The sequence below is a fragment of the Sphingomonas sp. Leaf20 genome (genome assembly GCF_001421535.1).
In the GTDB taxonomy this organism is placed as follows: domain Bacteria; phylum Pseudomonadota; class Alphaproteobacteria; order Sphingomonadales; family Sphingomonadaceae; genus Sphingomonas.
Genome location: NZ_LMKN01000001.1, coordinates 1,590,747 through 1,606,579 on the forward strand (window position 1 = coordinate 1,590,747; position 15,833 = coordinate 1,606,579).

The 15,833-nt window shown below is 67.6% G+C and carries 19 protein-coding genes and 1 tRNA gene; 9 read left to right on the plus strand and 11 right to left on the minus strand.

Annotated elements, in window-relative coordinates:
* Positions 1-12 precede the first annotated feature (12 nt).
* From ASE72_RS07290 to ASE72_RS20160, 4 genes are all read right to left on the minus strand, one after another.
* Positions 13-1,098 (minus strand): NAD(P)/FAD-dependent oxidoreductase, encoded by a 1,086-nt coding sequence (locus ASE72_RS07290; protein WP_056018326.1) that lies wholly within the window; start codon positions 1,096-1,098, stop codon positions 13-15.
* Positions 1,095-1,796 (minus strand): methyltransferase domain-containing protein, encoded by a 702-nt coding sequence (locus ASE72_RS07295; RefSeq protein WP_056018328.1) that lies wholly within the window; start codon positions 1,794-1,796, stop codon positions 1,095-1,097. The genes ASE72_RS07290 and ASE72_RS07295 overlap by 4 nt, the downstream gene beginning before the upstream one ends.
* Positions 1,793-2,896 carry a type III polyketide synthase gene (locus ASE72_RS07300; protein WP_443024727.1) on the minus strand — a complete coding sequence of 368 codons (1,104 nt, stop codon included), beginning with the start codon at positions 2,894-2,896 and terminating at the stop codon, positions 1,793-1,795. The genes ASE72_RS07295 and ASE72_RS07300 overlap by 4 nt, the downstream gene beginning before the upstream one ends.
* 182 nt (positions 2,897-3,078) lie before the next feature.
* A complete protein-coding gene (locus ASE72_RS20160) occupies positions 3,079-3,240 on the minus strand; it encodes a hypothetical protein (RefSeq protein ID WP_156350173.1) in 162 nt (53 codons plus the stop codon).
* A 449-nt stretch (positions 3,241-3,689) separates the two neighbouring features.
* Between ASE72_RS20160 and ASE72_RS07305 the strand changes: the two genes are divergently transcribed.
* The gene (locus ASE72_RS07305; protein WP_156350174.1) at positions 3,690-4,157 is read left to right on the plus strand and encodes a hypothetical protein; all 468 of its coding nucleotides are present in this window, start codon (positions 3,690-3,692) and stop codon (positions 4,155-4,157) included.
* Between the two features lie 69 nt (positions 4,158-4,226).
* On the opposite strand, the gene ASE72_RS20635 is transcribed toward ASE72_RS07305, so the two are convergent.
* The 3 genes from ASE72_RS20635 to ASE72_RS19570 form a co-directional block, all read right to left on the minus strand.
* Positions 4,227-4,382 (minus strand): hypothetical protein, encoded by a 156-nt coding sequence (locus ASE72_RS20635; protein WP_200916172.1) that lies wholly within the window; start codon positions 4,380-4,382, stop codon positions 4,227-4,229.
* Positions 4,383-4,449: 67 nt separating this feature from the next.
* Positions 4,450-4,536 (minus strand) — tRNA-Leu (locus ASE72_RS07310).
* A gap of 166 nt (positions 4,537-4,702) precedes the next feature.
* A complete protein-coding gene (locus tag ASE72_RS19570) occupies positions 4,703-5,668 on the minus strand; it encodes an MJ0042-type zinc finger domain-containing protein (RefSeq protein WP_056018332.1) in 966 nt (321 codons plus the stop codon).
* Positions 5,669-5,890: 222 nt separating this feature from the next.
* On the opposite strand from ASE72_RS19570, the gene ftsE reads away from it, so the two are divergent.
* From ftsE to ASE72_RS07335, 4 genes are read left to right on the plus strand one after another with little or no spacing between them, the layout of a single operon-like run.
* A complete protein-coding gene (ftsE, locus tag ASE72_RS07320; RefSeq protein ID WP_056018334.1) occupies positions 5,891-6,613 on the plus strand; it encodes a cell division ATP-binding protein FtsE in 723 nt (240 codons plus the stop codon).
* Positions 6,610-7,485, plus strand: a complete 876-nt coding sequence (locus tag ASE72_RS07325) for a cell division protein FtsX (RefSeq protein ID WP_056018336.1) — start codon at positions 6,610-6,612, stop codon at positions 7,483-7,485. Before ftsE ends, ASE72_RS07325 begins: the two co-directional genes overlap by 4 nt.
* Entirely contained in the window at positions 7,482-8,018 is a 537-nt protein-coding gene (locus tag ASE72_RS07330) for a YdcF family protein (RefSeq protein WP_056018338.1), read from the plus strand. Before ASE72_RS07325 ends, ASE72_RS07330 begins: the two co-directional genes overlap by 4 nt.
* Complete coding sequence (locus tag ASE72_RS07335; protein ID WP_056018340.1) at positions 8,015-8,701, plus strand: lysophospholipid acyltransferase family protein; 687 nt, start codon at positions 8,015-8,017, stop codon at positions 8,699-8,701. Before ASE72_RS07330 ends, ASE72_RS07335 begins: the two co-directional genes overlap by 4 nt.
* Before the next feature lie 16 nt (positions 8,702-8,717).
* Here ASE72_RS07335 and ASE72_RS07340 read toward each other — a convergent pair whose 3' ends face one another.
* The gene (locus ASE72_RS07340; RefSeq protein ID WP_056018341.1) at positions 8,718-9,626 is read right to left on the minus strand and encodes a prephenate/arogenate dehydrogenase family protein; all 909 of its coding nucleotides are present in this window, start codon (positions 9,624-9,626) and stop codon (positions 8,718-8,720) included.
* Positions 9,626-10,735 carry a histidinol-phosphate transaminase gene (gene hisC, locus ASE72_RS07345; RefSeq protein WP_056019211.1) on the minus strand — a complete coding sequence of 370 codons (1,110 nt, stop codon included), beginning with the start codon at positions 10,733-10,735 and terminating at the stop codon, positions 9,626-9,628. Before hisC ends, ASE72_RS07340 begins: the two co-directional genes overlap by 1 nt.
* A gap of 266 nt (positions 10,736-11,001) precedes the next feature.
* On the opposite strand from hisC, the gene metX reads away from it, so the two are divergent.
* The 4 genes from metX to ASE72_RS07365 all read left to right on the plus strand — a co-directional run bounded on the left by metX (position 11,002) and on the right by ASE72_RS07365 (position 13,669).
* Complete coding sequence (gene metX, locus ASE72_RS07350) at positions 11,002-12,141, plus strand: homoserine O-acetyltransferase MetX (RefSeq protein WP_056019214.1); 1,140 nt, start codon at positions 11,002-11,004, stop codon at positions 12,139-12,141.
* Positions 12,138-12,572, plus strand: a complete 435-nt coding sequence (locus ASE72_RS07355) for a GNAT family N-acetyltransferase (protein WP_056018343.1) — start codon at positions 12,138-12,140, stop codon at positions 12,570-12,572. The genes metX and ASE72_RS07355 overlap by 4 nt, the downstream gene beginning before the upstream one ends.
* Complete coding sequence (gene metW / locus ASE72_RS07360) at positions 12,569-13,159, plus strand: methionine biosynthesis protein MetW (RefSeq protein ID WP_056018347.1); 591 nt, start codon at positions 12,569-12,571, stop codon at positions 13,157-13,159. The genes ASE72_RS07355 and metW overlap by 4 nt, the downstream gene beginning before the upstream one ends.
* 117 nt (positions 13,160-13,276) lie before the next feature.
* The gene (locus ASE72_RS07365) at positions 13,277-13,669 is read left to right on the plus strand and encodes a response regulator (protein ID WP_056018350.1); all 393 of its coding nucleotides are present in this window, start codon (positions 13,277-13,279) and stop codon (positions 13,667-13,669) included.
* Positions 13,670-13,698: 29 nt separating this feature from the next.
* On the opposite strand, the gene ASE72_RS07370 is transcribed toward ASE72_RS07365, so the two are convergent.
* Complete coding sequence (locus tag ASE72_RS07370) at positions 13,699-15,231, minus strand: sensor histidine kinase (RefSeq protein ID WP_443024728.1); 1,533 nt, start codon at positions 15,229-15,231, stop codon at positions 13,699-13,701.
* 5 nt (positions 15,232-15,236) lie between these two features.
* Positions 15,237-15,827 carry a single-stranded DNA-binding protein gene (gene ssb / locus ASE72_RS07375; protein ID WP_056018353.1) on the minus strand — a complete coding sequence of 197 codons (591 nt, stop codon included), beginning with the start codon at positions 15,825-15,827 and terminating at the stop codon, positions 15,237-15,239.
* Between the last annotated feature and the right edge of the window lie 6 nt (positions 15,828-15,833).

Consider the following 15,833-nt stretch of genomic DNA (forward strand, 5'->3'; position numbering starts at 1 on the left):
CCGCGGTGCGTTTCACCCGCCGATCCGCGTCGCCCGTGCGAGCATCCGGATCAGCATGGGATGCGCGAACGGGATCAATCGCGCGGCAGCGGTGCTTTCCGCCACCCGCCGGACCGCGCCTGCGACGCCGATCGGGCGTGCCAGCGACGCCGACAATCGCTGCTGCCACGCGGCGGCGTTTCCCGCGCCGTCGGCCCGGTACGCCCGCGCCGCCGCCAGACCGCTTGCAAGCGCGATCCCCATGCCCTCGCCCGCGAGCGACGGGATGACGCCCGCCTGATCGCCCAGCCGGTATCGCCCCGCCTGCCCCGTCCGCTGCCGCCAGCCATAGGGGACGTTCGCAATCGCATCGATCGCAGCCCCGGGCGCGAGCCTGGCGACCCATTCCCCCAGCGCCGGCATCTCGCGCCCGAGCGTCGCCAGCAGGTCCGCGGGCGATCCTGCGTCCTGCAAGCGTGACCGGTGGACCGCCATGCACAAATTGGCGCTGCCATCCTCCTGCAAGGCGAGCCCCGCATAGCCACGATCGAACAGGTACAGGTCGATCCGCCCTGCCAGGGCCTTCGCCAGTGCCGGGGACGGGATCACGCGGACGCGGATGCCCAGCGTCGGATCGGCGCCGCGTGCCGATTCGGGGCGCGCTGTCCCGCGCACATCGGCCTTCCCGTTTGCAAGGAACAGCGCCGGCGTCGTGAGCAGCGCGCCATCCGCGGTCCGCAGCCGGTCCGCCTCGATCTCACGCACGGTCACACCGCGCTCGATCGCCGCGCCCTGCCCGGCCGCCGCCGCCAGCAGCACCGTATCGAGGTGGCGGCGCGATACCGAGACCGCAGGGTAAGGCAGATCGGCGCGCGCGATGCGGTCGCCGGCGAAGATCCGGACCGCGGTCGTCCGCACCGGGTTGAGCGTGTCGGGATCGATCCCCAGCCGGGCGAGCGTCTCGAGCGTTCGCCAGCTCAGGAACCCGCCGCACAGCGCATCGCCCGTGACGCGACTGCGCTCGAGCAGCAGATGCGGGACGCGCGCCCGCGCGAGGTCGATCGCGACCGCCGCCCCCGCCGGCCCGCCGCCGACGATCAGCGCGCGCGTATCGGTCACCGCAGGCGTTCGACGCAGAGGCGGAACGGAAAGGCCCGGAACACGCGCGCGTCGGCGATCCCCGCCTCGGCCAGGATCGCCGGCCATTCATCCGGCCGGTACGAGCGCGCGATCGACAGCGTCCCGTCGTGACGGACGATCGGATGCCAGCGCGCCAGTCTCGCCAGGATCGGATAGCCCCAATGGGCAAAGCCGTGGCGATGCAGATCGTTGACCATCCAGCACCGCGCATTGGCCTCCATGAAGCGCAGGAACGCGATCAGCTGCGCATGGCTCATGTGATGCGCGACCAAACTGCTGATGACGGCGTCCCACCGCGGTTCCGCATCCGGTTCGCCCGCAAGCTCCGCATAGTCCCCGGTGACGTAGCGGATCGTCGACCCGGGCGCGGTGTGTGCCCGCGCTGCCTGCTCGCTGCGCGGATTGAGATCGACGCCGACCAGTTCGGTCTGCAGCCCCCTCGCCGTCGCCCAGCGTTCGATCGTCCGCAGCATGTCGCCGTCGCCGAACCCGACATCGAGCAACCGCAACCGCTTCCGGTTCGCGGTGATGCGGTTGAGAAACGCCAGGGTAGGCCGCGCGGCCATGGTGACGACGTTGACCCTGGCCAGATCGGCGACCACCGCCGCGTAGGTTTCGGGCGCGAGATCGTCCGCGTCCATCAGTTCCTCGTCGAGCGCGCGGACCGCGAGGCTCATGGTGCGCTCCGGAAGCCCAGACCTTCCGCCGCAAGCCCCGGTCCGAACGCGAGTGCCACCCCGCGCTCGATCCGCGGGCCCGTCAGAAGCCGCTTCAGGACGAACATCAGCGTGGCCGACGACATATTGCCGTTGTCGGCCAGCACCGCGCGCGAGGCATCGAGTGCGTCGGGTTGCAACGCCATCGCATGCGTGACCGCATCGAGGATCGATCGCCCGCCGGCATGGACCGCCCAGCCATCGATCGTCTCGGCGGGCTGTCCCCCGCTGGCGGCGGCCCGGAACGCAGGATCGGTCAGCGCCTGCGCAATCCGTCCGGGGACTTCGCCCGACAGATGCATCGCGAACCCCGCATCGGTGATGTCCCAGCGGATCAGGGCCTCGCTGTCTGGCAACGTCGTCGCGAACGGCGCCTGCAATTCGAATCCGATCGGCTCGGCGGTGACCAGCGCCGCCGCCGCCCCGTCGCCGAACTGGAGCATCGCGAGGAGTGGCTCGATCTCGGATACCGCCTGCAGGTGCAACGTCGACAATTCGACGGTGACGACGAGCACGCGTGCGTCAGGATCGGACCGCACGATATGACGCGCGCTGCGCAACGCGACGATCGCGGCGTAACACCCCATGAATCCGATCAGCAGTCGTTCGACCGAGGACGAAAGCCCGATCTTCCGCGCGATGATCTGGTCGATTCCCGGCGCGACGAACCCGGTACAGCTCGCCACGACGAGATGCGTGATCGATCCGAGCGCCATCTCATCCTGCAGCGTGCCGATCGCGTCGATCGCGAGACGTGGCGCCGCCTCGGCATAGATCGCCATCCGGTCCGCGGTTCCGGGATGCGGCACGGTCGCATAAAAGCCGCCCGCGTCGACGGGCGATCCGGGCGTCGTGTCGGGCAGGTCGCGCAAGGTCGGCGGCAGCACCGACCAGCGATGCGCGATACCCGATCGCGCCGCCATCCTGTCGAACAGCCTGGCGGACGCGGGATCGACCCGCGACCGCGCCCAGCCGATAAAGGCATGATGGATGTCATGATCGGGCACGGCGGTCCCGATCGCGTTCAGATACACCGGCACGGCAGACAGACGGGGAGTCACGATAACCTTTCGTACGTTCCCCTGCCCAACGCTTGATGCAGGACGATCGGACCGGATCGCCGCTATATCAATTGCTCGGGGACCGCAAAAACGGTTTCGTCAGGCGTTTGCGTACGGTTCAGCCGTGCGAACCAGCGGACCCGGCAGCAATCCCGGTCGCGGGATACGCGCCGGCGTCAGCGTCAGCCCTGGTCGAGCGGCTCGAGATGATCGCGACCGACTTTATATTTGGCCTGCACCATCGCCATGCTCACGCCGACATAGGCCGAAATCGCATGGTCCCCGGCCTCTTCGAGCGCCTGGCAGGCTTCCTGGAGCAGCTCATAGGTTCGTGCGGCATTCATCGCGCGTCTCCTCGGGCAACCAGTATCATCGGGGGTTTGTGCGCTCATTGTAATTCAGATCAAGAAGAAAAATAGGTACTAGATTGGTCGGCGGTCTAACCACTTGTTCTTCAGTGTGTTCCCTACCGCAGCCAGATTAATCCATAATGAACCTATCCGTACCCGATGCGGCGGAAAACAATCGCGGATGATCTGGCTTCGCGTTCGAATTTGACGCAAGAATAGCGTGACAAATCATGGTACATGAATGATGGTTGACCATCCCATGGGGCTGCTCGATATTTCATTAGATCGGCAGAGTTGCCCACCGACAGTGTCTAAGGAAGCGGAACGCTGTCTATCACCACGGATTTAGTAGCTGGCGTTACCTGCCGGGACACAACTGGCGATGGCGACCGGATGGCACGGGATTCCTATCTGACCGCCCTGGGGGCAAGCGGGAGCATATGGTGAAGGACGAAATCGTTGCGGGTCTGATCAAGGATCTCGGGTCGCGGCTTTCGGCGATGAGTGAGGAGTTCAATGCCAATGCGGAGCGGTTGCTGGACGCGCGCGCGGAGGATGATGATGGCGTGATCAGCACGCCGATGCTGCTCGCGCGGGCGCGGGAAATCCTCGCGCATCGCAAGCTTCGGCGCCAGTTCCTTCCCGCCGAACTGTTCCATGAGCCGGCCTGGGACATGCTCATCGCGCTGTTCGTCGCGCATGACGATCCTCGTCCCACCAACGTCAAGACGCTCGTCGGCATGGCCGATGCCCCCGTCACGACGTCGCAACGCTGGATCGAGCATCTTCACAAGCTCAAGCTGATCGACCGGGTCAGCGATCCGGCCGACCGCCGCCGCATCGAGATTTCGCTGAGCAGCACCGGATACGACGCGGTGACAGGGTTCCTGACCGCGATCATCCGGCGCTGATCAAGGGGAGGGGGGTGGCGACCGGCGGTCGCGCCCGGGATTCGGGCGATATACGCCCTGCCTCACGCGTCAGACTTCGTCGGTCGTCAGCTTCACCTTGTTGGGCAGCTTCTTGCCCTTGGTCCGCCGTGACGGAAGCTGGACCGGATTCTTCTTTTTCCACTGGGCGAACGTCATCGGGCCGTCTGGCGTCTCGATGATCTGGTCGTCGATCGAATCGGCCATCACGGACTCCACTCGGCGATGCGCTGTCCCCGCAGGGAAGGCTCTGCCCTGGTTCAATCTGGAAAAGTGGTGCGGCCGAGAAGACTCGAACTTCCACGGGCTTTCGCCCACAACGACCTCAACGTTGCGCGTCTACCAGTTCCGCCACGGCCGCACGTGAAACACTTACCGGACAAGCCGGCTAGCTGGTAGGCCGGTGCCACTAGCAAGGCTTTTACGATCCCGCAACGCCCTTTCCGCACCTTTGGCGCCCGGCAGCACGATTTATCCGCATGTCCCCGCATTCGCGCGACCTATGGCCGCGCGGCGCGGCACATCGATCAGCGTGCCGCGCCGCTTTCGCCCGCAAAGCTCAGCTCGAGCCGCTTCGAATCGGCGGGTACATCCAGCTTGGCCGAGTTGAAATCGATCGCCGCGCCTGGGGTGAGCGTGCGTTTCTGCGGCGTGATCGTCCAGCTGTAGACGATCCGGCCCTGCGCATCGCGCAATTCGGCGCGGATATCGGGAACGCGCTGCGTCGAATCGGACGGGTTGGTGACCTGCCCGCTGACCGCGAACAGCTCGGAGCCGTTCTCCAGCTCGCGCCGTTCGATCGGATTGTCGCGCAGCCGCAACGGCGTCTCGGCGGATCCTGCGACCAGCCCGAGCTGGCTGGCGAGCCCGGGCGCGCCGACATAGAGGATCGCGGCGACGCCAAGCAGCATCAGCAACCCGGCCGCCACCGCGCCGATCGTCCAGAGCCGCGCGGTGTTGCGGCGCGCGCGGAACGGTGCCGGTTGCGTGAACGAATCGTAATTCGCGATGCCGCTCTGGCGGTCGCTCGCATCGCCGCCCCTGGAATTGGCATAGGTCTGTTGGGTCGCGGCGGCCGGACCCACATCCGCGTCGGCGGCATACGCCGTCTCGATAGACGATGCCGAGGACAAGGAGGGCGACGATGCCGGCGACGACAATGACGACGCTGGCGGGATGATCGGCACCGTGGCGGGCGCCGGCGCAAACGGCTTGATGATCGGCGGGGGCAGATCGTCCGCGGTCTGGGCCGCCGACATCGGGAAGGACGAGAACGGCGTCGTGCCGGACAAGGGGGCGAAATCCGCTTTTGCCGTGGCGGAGGCCTCGTCGGGCGCGGCATCGCGCCACGCGTCGGCGGGCGGTTCGACGAGCGCGGCGGCCTGGAACCAGCTGTGCCGGCAATTGGCGCAGCGGACGGTCCGGCCCTCGGCGCCGATCGCGCTGTCGGGCACCAGGTAACGGGTGCTGCACTCGGGGCATTGGAGGATCATCGGGCACGCTTCACTGCCGGCCGCGGGACGGGGCCGTTCGTGCCGAAACTAAGCACGCCGCCGCGGCTCGTGGCAAGTATCGGCGGCAAGTATCGGGCATGCGGACGCATCATCGACGGGTCGCGATCCCGCTGCGGTCGCCGCATGCTTGAAGCTGCGCAAGCTTTCATGCGAAAGCGCAGCGCAGGGCACAGGCGAACAACAGCGGACGCAACCGGGTTCATGGCGAATATCGTGCAGTTCGAGAATGTGGGTCTGCGTTACGGTACCGGTCAGGATGCCGGGCAGGAGACGCTGTCGGACATCTCGTTCACGCTGCGCAGTGGCGCCTTCTATTTCCTCACCGGGGCAAGCGGCGCGGGCAAGACGTCGTTGCTCAAGCTCCTGTACCTCGCCCAGCGGCCCAGTCGCGGCATCATCCGCCTGTTCGGGGAGGACGCCGTACTGCTCCCGCGCGACCGGATGCCGGGGTTCCGGCGGCGGATCGGCGTCGTGTTCCAGGATTTCCGCCTCGTCCCGCATCTTTCGACCTGGGACAATATCGCGTTGCCGCTGCGGGTCGCGGGGATGGCCGAAGCAAGCATTCGCCAGCCGGTCGAGGAGATGCTCGCCTGGGTCGGGCTCGCCGCGCGCGCCGATGCCCGCCCCGCGACGCTGTCGGGTGGCGAGCAACAGCGCGTGGCGATTGCGCGCGCGGTGATCGCACGCCCCGAGATGCTCGTCGCCGACGAGCCCACCGGCAACGTCGATCCCGACATGGCCGAGCGCCTGCTGCATCTGTTCGATTCGCTCAACAAGCTCGGCACGACGGTGGTGGTCGCGACGCACGACCTCCATTTGCTCAACCGCATTCCCAATGCGCAGATGATGCGGCTCGACAAGGGAAGGCTGCTCGATCCGACGGGGTCGCTGCGCTATCCGCCGCCGCCGCGGATGGACGCGTGAACGCCCCCGAACACCGCGTCCTCGACGAGGCGGGGGGCGTCCGTGCGATGACGTGGGTGATGGGGATCATGCTGTTCCTCACGATGCTCGCGCTCGCGCTGGGGCTGGGGACCGCAAGCGCCGCGCGTCTGCTCGAGCGCCAGCTTGCGGGGCGGCTGACCGTCCAGATCGTCGACGGCAACGCGGTCCGCCGCGATCGCGATGCCGGGCGTATTCTGACGGTCCTTCGCCGCCGTCCCGAGGTCGCGCGCGCGCAGCCGGTCGATCGCGCCGCGCTCACGCGACTGCTCCGGCCATGGCTCGGCAGCGACGGCGCAGACCCCGACCTGCCCGTTCCGGCGATGATCGACGTCGATCTCGTGGGGCAGGACGACCGCGGCATCGCCCGCGTCGTGGAGGCGGTCCGGGCGGTCACGCCCGCCGCACGCGTCGACCGGCACGAGAACTGGATGTCCCCGGTCAGCAGCTTCATGCAGGCGCTGACCTGGCTCGCCTTCGCTCTTGTCCTGCTGATGGCCAGCGCGACCGCCGCGGTCGTCGTGCTCGCGGCGCGCGCAGGGCTCGAGATGCACCGCGCGACGATCGAGGTCATGCACATGCTCGGCTCGACCGATCGGCAGGTCGCGCGCCTGTTCCAGCGGCGGGTCGCGCTCGACGCGGCGATCGGCGGCAGTGGAGGGGCGCTTGCCGCAGCGGGGGTGATCCTGTTCATCGCCACGCGGCTCGAGGGGCTCGGCTCCGAACTGCTCAACGGGATCGGCCTGTCGTCGAGCGACTGGATCATCCTCGCCGCACTCCCGCTCGTCTTCCTCCTCCTCGCGACCGCGGCGGCGCGGCTGACGATCGTCCGGGCGTTGAGGACGTCGCTGTGATCGTCCGGCTGTTCGGTATCGCCGTGCTCGCCTGGGCGCTGGGGTTCGCGGCATTCATGCTGTTGCTGCCGCAGCCGCTCGACGGCACGACGACCGACGCGATCGTCGTGCCGACCGGCGGACCGGGGCGAATCGACCGGGGGCTTGCGCTGCTCCGCGATCACCAGGCCAAGCGGATGCTGGTCACCGGGGTCGCGCCGGGGGTCAGGCCGATCGACCTTGCGCTCGAATACCGTACCTCGCCGCGGCTGTTCGACTGTTGCATCGATCTTGGCGCCGATGCGGTCGACACACGCTCGAACGCGGAGGAGACCGCGCAATGGGTCGAGACGCACGACTATCGCACGGTCAGGCTGGTCACGTCGGACTGGCATCTGCCGCGCGCGCGGATGGAATTGTCGGCCGTGCTTGGCCCCAAGGTCATCGTGCTGGGCGACGGCGTGCCCGGCAGTCCGAGACTGGGCACGCTGGTCAACGAATATAACAAGCTGATCCTGCGTCGGATCGCATTGTGGATAGGATTTGGCGCATGATCGCCTGGATACGCACGATCGTCTTCATGATCGTCTTTTACGGAATATCGGCCCCGATCGTCATGACCGTGCCGATCAGCGCGCTGTTCGGGTCACGCGCGGTGATCGTGCACTCGACCGTCTGGACCCGCTTTCACCGCTGGGCGGCGCGGTGGATTCTCGGCATCCGGATCCGTGTCGAGGGGACGCGACCGACCGGCCAGGCCTTCTATGCCTGCAAGCATCAGGCGATGTTCGAAACACTCGAGCTGCAGGCGATGCTCGACGGGCCTGCGATGGTGCTCAAGCGCGAGCTGGCGCAGATCCCCTTCTGGGGCTGGGCCGCGCGGCGCTACGGCGCGATCGTCGTCGACCGCGAAGCCTCGGCCAAGGCGATGCGCGGCATCATCCGCGAGGCGACCGCCGCCAAGGCGACCGGCCGCTCGATCCTGATCTTTCCCGAAGGCACGCGTGTCCTGCCTGGCGACCATCCGCCGCTGAAGCCCGGTTTCGCCGGCCTGTACCGTGCGCTCGGCCTGCCGACGGTGCCGATCGCGTGCGACAGCGGCCTCGTCTGGCCGCGCAAGGGGCCCAAGCGGCCAGGCGTCATCACGTTCCGCTTCGGCGAGGTCATTCCACCGGGCCTCAATCGCGAGGAGGCCGAGACGCGCGTTCATGCGGCGATGAACGCGCTCGACGGCTGACGCGCCGGCCGCAGCGTCAGTCGTGCGCGCGTCCGAAATCGGCGGCGTCGTCGTCCTGACCCTGTTCGACGATCGACCGCCGTACCGCGCGGGTCCGCGTGAACAGGTCGAACAGCTCGTCGCCCTTTCCCCAGCGGATCGCGCGCTGCAGCGCGCTCAGATCCTCGGAGAACCGCTGGAGCATCTCCAGGACGGCCTCGCGGTTGGTCAGGAACACGTCGCGCCACATCGTCGGGTCGGACGCGGCGATGCGCGTGAAGTCGCGGAAGCCGCCTGCCGAATATTTGATCACCTCGGACTGCGTGACCTCCTCGAGATCGCTCGCGGTACCGACGATCGTATAGGCGATCAGGTGCGGCAGGTGGCTGGTGATCGCCAGCACGCGGTCGTGATGGTCGGGCGCCATGAACTCGACCTGCGCGCCGAGCCGACGCCAGAATTCGGCGACGCGCTCGACCGCGACCGCGTCCGCGCCCTCCGGGGGCGTGACGATGCACCAGCGATTGTTGAACAGCGTGGCGAAGCCGGCTTCGGGGCCGCTCCGCTCGGTACCGGCGACCGGGTGCGCGGGGATGATCGTCGCACCGGGCAGCGCCTCGGCAAGCACGCGCGCGACCTCGGTCTTGCTGCTGCCGACGTCGCTGACGATGGCCTCCGCGGGTAGGTCCGCGGCGAAGTCCGCGGCGGCGGCGCCCATCGCGCCGACCGGTACGCACAGGATCACCAGATCGGCATCGATCACCGCCGCGCCCGCGCTGTCGGCGACGTCATGGCAGAGCTCGAGCCGATCGGCGGTCGCGCGAACCTCGGCATCGGCGTCATAGCCGGTCAGTCGGACGGTCGGCATCGCGTGCCCGACGGCGCGCGCGATCGACGATCCGATCAGTCCGAGCCCGAGGATCGTGACGCGCGCGAACGGCAGCATCAGCCCCGCTCGACCAGCGTGCGCAACGCCGCGATCACGCCGCGGGTCTCGTCCTCGGTGCCGATCGTGATGCGCAGCGCGTTGGGCAGGCCCTGTCCGGGCAGCCAGCGGACGATATAGCCCGCCTCCATCAGCCCGTGATACGCGGTGTCGGCGGTGAGCCCGCCCTCGAACAGCACCAGCACGAAATTCGCCTTCGACGGCACGCAGCGCAGACCCGCATTGCCCATCTGCGCGACCTGCTCGACGAACCAGCTGCGCCACTGGTCGTTGTGCGCGCGGGTCGCGTCGACGAAGCCGGTATCGGCCAGCGCCGCGACCGCTGCGGCCTGGCCCGCGGTGGTGACGTTGAACGGCGCGCGGATGCGGTGCATCGCATCGATGATCGGCGCGCAGGCATAGCCCCAGCCGATCCGCTCGGCGGCAAGACCGTGGATCTTCGAAAAGGTCCGCGTGACGAGCACGTTGGCCTCGGTCATCGCGAGCGCGAGACCCGCGTCATCCTCCTCGGGGCTCAGATATTCGGCATAGGCCTGATCGAGCACCAGCAGCACCGAGCGCGGCAGGCCGGCGTGCAACCGGGCGATCTCGGCCCGCGGGGTGAACGTGCCGGTGGGGTTGTTCGGGTTGGCGACGAACACGACGCGCGTCCGCTCGGTCACCGCGGCCAGGATCGCATCGACGTCGGTCGCGTAATCGCGATCGTCGACCACGATGGGCTCGGCACCGACGCGGCGGGTGGCGATCTCGTACACCGCAAATCCGTAGCGGACATGAATGATCTCGTCGCCGGGCCCCGCATAGGCGCCCGCGACGAGGTGGAGGATCTCGTCGGATCCGGTGCCATAGATCACGCGCGCCGGATCGAGGTCGTAATGCGCGGCCAGCGCCTCGCGCAGTTCGGCCGCGCTCGCATCGGGATAGCGTTCGAGCGTCCGGTCGGCGGCATCGAACGCCGCCTTCGCCGCGGGGCTGGTACCCAGCGGATTCTCGTTCGACGACAATTTGATCACCGTGCGACCATCGTCGGTCGTCGAACGACCGGGCGTATAGGGGGCGATCCCCATGATCCAGGGCTTCGGGGCGGGGGCTGGCGCTATAGTTGTCATGGCCGCGGGGCATAGCGGCCCGCGTGCCACGGTGGCAAATGCTTGTGTGTCCCAGGGGCGAAAGGTCGGCATCGAGCTTGCCTTCTCCTCGCCCGTCATCCTGACGAAAGTCAGGATCCAGAGCCACCAATGTCGCCGCCTGTGACCCTGGGTCCTGACTTTCGTCAGGATGACGGGAAGGTTTGCCCGGTCCTCCCCGTCGGGGGAGGGGCGTGGATGTGGACGTCGCGCTGGCATGACCGCCGCCGCCTATGGTAGCGCGCGGCATGCTCGATCCTGCGACCATCGACCCCGTGACCGATAGCCGCTTCGGCCTCGCGCGCCGCGTCACGCTGCCCGGACCGCTCAGGCTCGACGGCGGCGTGCTGCTGTCGCCGGTCGATATCGCGTACGAGACCTATGGCACGCTGAACGCCGATGCCTCGAACGCGATCCTGATCTGCCACGCGCTGACCGGCGACCAGCACGTCGCGTCGAACCACCCGCGCACCGGCAAGCCCGGCTGGTGGACCCGCATGGTGGGCGAGGGGAGGCCGATCGACCCCGCGCGCCACTTCGTCGTCTGCGCGAACGTGCTCGGCAGTTGCATGGGCTCGTCCGGCCCCGCGACGATCAACCCGGCGACCGGGCGCCCGTGGGCGATGGCGTTTCCGGTCATCACGATCCGCGACATGGTCCGCGCGCAGGCGATGCTGCTCGATCATCTCGGCGTCGGCGTGCTCCACGCGGTCGTCGGCGGATCGATGGGGGGGATGCAGGCGCTGAGCTGGCCCGCGACGTTCCCCGAGCGCGTCAAGGCGTGCGTCGTGATCGCCTCGACCGCGCGCCACACCGCACAGAATATCGCGTTCCACGAGGTCGGGCGTCAGGCGGTGATGGCCGATCCCAACTGGTGTGGCGGCGACTATCACGACGATTCGGCGCCGACCGCCGGGCTGGCCGTCGCGCGGATGGCGGCGCACATCACCTATCTGTCCGAAGCGGGGCTGACCGAGAAGTTCGGCCGCCGCCTCCAGGCGCGTGACGCCAAGTCGTTCGGGTTCGACGCCGATTTCCAGGTCGAGAGCTATCTGCGCCACCAGGGGCTCGCCTTCACCGACCGGTTCGACGCGAACTCCTATCTCTACATCACGCGCGCGATGGACTATTTCGATCTTGCGGAGGAGCATGGCGGGCTGCTCGCCAACGCCTTCCGCGCGACCAGGTCGCGCTTCTGCCTCGTCAGCTTCGACACCGACTGGCTGTATCCGACCGCCGAATCGCGCGTGATCGTTCAGGCGTTGAACGCCGCCGGCGCGCCGGTCAGCTTCGTCGAGCTGTCGAGCCCGTACGGCCACGACGCGTTCCTGCTCGAGGCGCCCGATCTCAACCGGGTCGTCGACGGATTCCTGAGGGCGGGGCGATGACGATCACGTTGTCGGACGATGCGAGCCGGTTGCAGGTCGACCGCATCCATAGCTGGCTGGCAAGCAGCTACTGGTCGCCGGGGATCGAGCGTGCGCTCGTCGAACGCGCGATCGCGGGATCGCACTGCCTCGGTGCGTACCGCGACGACGCGCAGGTCGCCTTCGCGCGGATGATCACCGATCACGCGACGTTTGCGTGGCTGGCCGATGTCTGGGTCGACGAGTCGGTACGCGGGCAGGGGCTCGGGCGGCGGATGGTCGGCTGGTTCCTCGATCATCCGTCGTTTGCCGGGCTTCGGCGGATCGGCCTCGTCACCGCTGATGCGCACGGCGTCTATGCGGGGCTCGGCTTCCACCCGCTGGTCCGCGCCGATCGCTACATGGAGCGGCTCGCCCCCGGGCTTGCCGATCAGTTACGGACCGCACCATGACGTTACGCACCGACCTCGCCGTCATCGCCGGGCATGTCGCGCAAGGCAGCCGCGTGCTCGATATCGGCTGTGGCGACGGCGCGCTGATGGCCGCGCTGCGCGACACCCGCGGCGTCGATGCGCGCGGGCTGGAGATCGACGCGCGCAACGTCGCGTCGGCGGTCGCGCGCGGGCTGTCGGTGATCCAGGGCGACGCAGATATCGACCTGGCGGGCTACCCCGATGCGAGCTTCGACTATGCGATCCTCAGTCAGACGCTGCAAACCGCGCGCGCACCCGATCTCGTGCTCGATCAGCTGCTCCGGATCGGGCACCGTGCCTTTGTCAGCTTCCCCAATTTCGCGCATTGGCGCGTGCGGCTGTCGCTGCTGTGGGGTGGCCGGATGCCGGTGACGCGGCAATTGCCCGAACGCTGGTATGACACGCCGAACATCCATCATGTCACGATCGACGACTTTCGCGAGTTCCTGCGACAGCGGGGCGTCGTCATCGAGCGCAGCTGGTTTCTCTCGGGCGACAAGCAGACGACGTCGGCGGCAGCGAACCTGCTCGCCGAGCATGCGATCTTCCTCCTGCGCGCGGCGTGATTCGACACCCGCACGCTTGTTCGAAGCGTCGCAACATAATTGTCACGCCGTGTCGCGAATGCACGGGATGGTTAAGACCGGCGGGAACCCCTGTCGGTATCATGTGTTGCCTAGCCGATGACGAAGACAGCCATGATCGTTGAAGACGAGATTTTCGTCGCACTGGATCTCGAACGGATCCTGATTGACGCCGGCTATACCGTTGCCGCGATCGCGGCTGATCGCGCGGGTGCGCTCACTGCCGCGGCGCAGTGCGACTTCGCCTTTGTCGACATCAACCTGCGCGATGGACCCACCGGGCCCGAGATCGCAGCGGCGATCGCGCGCGATCACGGTGTGAAGGTCGTGTTCGTGACCGCCAATCCAGGTCAGATCGGCGATGCCGATTGCCTGGGCTATATCCGCAAGCCGTTCAGCGACGCCGCGATCCTTGCGGCAGCGCAGCTCGCCACGACGGGCGCGGCACCCCCGGTTTCAGAACTCGTCCAGCTCCGGACCGCGATCGTCTGACCAATTGCGCGGCGGATCGACCGGCGTGATCACCGACTGAATGACGATAGCGGTATCGTGATCGCGACGCACAGCCCGGTCGGGCGCCAGTCGCGAACCACCGTCCCGCCCAGTTGCCGCACCGCGCTCATTTCGATCAACTGGCTCCCGAACCCCGCGCGATCGTCGGGATCGACCACCGCGGGCCCGCCGGTCTCGCGCCAGGTCATTGCCACCAGCGTGTCGCCGCGCTCCAAGGTTATCGACACCGCGCCATCGGCGTTCGACAACGCACCATATTTGGTCGCGTTGGTCGCCAGTTCGTGAAACAGCAGCGCGATCGGCGTCGCCGACCGATCGTCGATCCGCACGTCGTCGCCGTGCACCGCAATCCGGTCCGAACCGAGCTGCTGATAGGGTTCGAACAGGTCACCGAGCAGTCCGATGAGGCTGTCCTGTTCCGCATGCGGGCGCGATTGCGCGCTGTGCGGTCGGACGAAATCATGTGCCCGACCCAGCGCGTTGATCCGGTGCCGAAGGTCGGTTGCGATCCCGGCAAATTCTGGGCGGCCGCGCGCCGAGAAGGTGATGAGCCCTGCGATCACCGCGAAGATGTTCTTGATCCGGTGGCTCAGCTCCTGGCTGATGACTTCGCGCTCTTCATAGGCGAGCTTCTGCTCATGGATGTCGGTGCACGTCCCGAACCACCGCAGGATCGCCCCGTCCGCGCTGCGCACCGGCAAGGCGCGCCCCAGCACCCAGCGATAGGTGCCGTCGAAATGCCGCAGCCGGTATTCGATGTTATAGGGCTCGCCGGTCTCGAGCGACTGGCGCCAGACGGCCCATGCGCGATCCTGGTCCTCGGGATGGAACATGTCGTTCCAGCCCTCGCCATCGGTCGTGCCCACGGGAGTCCCCGTGAACTCGTACCAGCGCGCGTTGAAATAGTCGTGAAAACCATCTGGAAGCGTCGACCACACCATCTGCGGCATGGTGTCCGCAAGCGTGCGGAACTTCAGGTCGCTCGCTTCCAGCGTCCGCCGGGCCTCGGCCTCGGAAACCGCTTGCTCACGCGCGGTGCGGCGATCGTCGAGCCGCCCCATCGCCGCTTTGGCGAGCAGCGTCAGCCCATCGCGCTGGAACCGTGTCAGCCCTTCGCGTGCGTTGGGTGCAAGCACGCACAGCGCTCCCAGCGGAACGCCTTCGCTCGAAACGAGCGGCGCACCGGCATAGAAGCGGACATAGGGCGCACCGGTCACCAGCGCGTTGTCGGTAAAGCGCGGATCGATGCGCGCGTCGGGCACCTCCATCACGTCATGATGGTGCATCGCGTGCGCACAGAACGACATGCTGCGCGGCGTCTGGTCGAGATCGGTGCCGCTGCGCGAGAGGAAGCGTTGATATTCCTCCTCGACCAGGCTCAGCAACGCGATCGGCGCGCCGCACAACTCGGCCGCGAACGCGACGATGTCGTCGAGCTGACCTTTCGCACGCGCGCCCGCGACGTCGTAGGCCGAGATCACGCGCGCGCGCTCGGCCTCGTCGAAACCGACCGACGTCGGGACGGAATACAGCGTCGTCACGGAGCTTAGAACGGAACGTCGTCGTCGAGATCGTCCGAGAAGCCGCCGGTCTGGCCGAAGCTGCCGCCGCGTGCCCCGCCACCGCTGCCGCCACCCGATGGCGCGCTGCCACCACGACCGCCGCCGCCGCCGTAACCGCCGCCGCCCGACGAGCCACCGCCGAAGTCGTTGCCGCCGCCACCGCCGGCCCAGTCGTCGCCGCCGCCGCGGCTACCACCGCCGCCGCCACCGCCCTGGCCGCCATTCGGGCCGTCGAGCATCGTCAGCACGCTGTTGAAGCCCTGCAGCACGATCTCGGTCGAGTATTTGTCCTGGCCCTGCGCGTCCTGCCATTTGCGGGTCTGGAGCGCGCCCTCGATATAGACCTTCGAGCCCTTGCGCAGATACTTCTCCGCGACGTTGGCGAGACCTTCGTTGAAGATCGCGACCGAATGCCATTCGGTCTTTTCCTTGCGCTCGCCCGACATCTTGTCCTTCCAGGACTCGGACGTCGCGATGCGCAGGTTGACGACCTTGCCGCCGTTCTGGAACGCCTTGCTCTCGGGGTCGCGCCCCAGATTGCCGACGATGATGACCTTGTTGACGCTGCCTGCCATGATGCC

Excerpts from the sequence above, each read along its gene's own strand:
- ASE72_RS07295 (WP_056018328.1), bottom strand. The coding sequence starts at position 1,796 with ATGAGCCTCGCGGTCCGCGCGCTCGACGAGGAACTGATGGACGCGGAC.
- ASE72_RS20160 (WP_156350173.1), bottom strand. The coding sequence starts at position 3,240 with ATGAATGCCGCACGAACCTATGAGCTGCTCCAGGAAGCCTGCCAGGCG.
- ASE72_RS20635 (WP_200916172.1), bottom strand. The coding sequence starts at position 4,382 with ATGGCCGATTCGATCGACGACCAGATCATCGAGACGCCAGACGGCCCG.
- ASE72_RS19570 (WP_056018332.1), bottom strand. The coding sequence starts at position 5,668 with ATGATCCTCCAATGCCCCGAGTGCAGCACCCGTTACCTGGTGCCCGAC.
- ftsE (WP_056018334.1), top strand. The coding sequence starts at position 5,891 with ATGGCGAATATCGTGCAGTTCGAGAATGTGGGTCTGCGTTACGGTACC.
- ASE72_RS07335 (WP_056018340.1), top strand. The coding sequence starts at position 8,015 with ATGATCGCCTGGATACGCACGATCGTCTTCATGATCGTCTTTTACGGA.
- ASE72_RS07340 (WP_056018341.1), bottom strand. The coding sequence starts at position 9,626 with ATGCTGCCGTTCGCGCGCGTCACGATCCTCGGGCTCGGACTGATCGGA.
- hisC (WP_056019211.1), bottom strand. The coding sequence starts at position 10,735 with ATGACAACTATAGCGCCAGCCCCCGCCCCGAAGCCCTGGATCATGGGG.
- metX (WP_056019214.1), top strand. The coding sequence starts at position 11,002 with ATGCTCGATCCTGCGACCATCGACCCCGTGACCGATAGCCGCTTCGGC.
- ASE72_RS07355 (WP_056018343.1), top strand. The coding sequence starts at position 12,138 with ATGACGATCACGTTGTCGGACGATGCGAGCCGGTTGCAGGTCGACCGC.
- metW (WP_056018347.1), top strand. The coding sequence starts at position 12,569 with ATGACGTTACGCACCGACCTCGCCGTCATCGCCGGGCATGTCGCGCAA.
- ASE72_RS07365 (WP_056018350.1), top strand. The coding sequence starts at position 13,277 with ATGACGAAGACAGCCATGATCGTTGAAGACGAGATTTTCGTCGCACTG.
- ssb (WP_056018353.1), bottom strand. The coding sequence starts at position 15,827 with ATGGCAGGCAGCGTCAACAAGGTCATCATCGTCGGCAATCTGGGGCGC.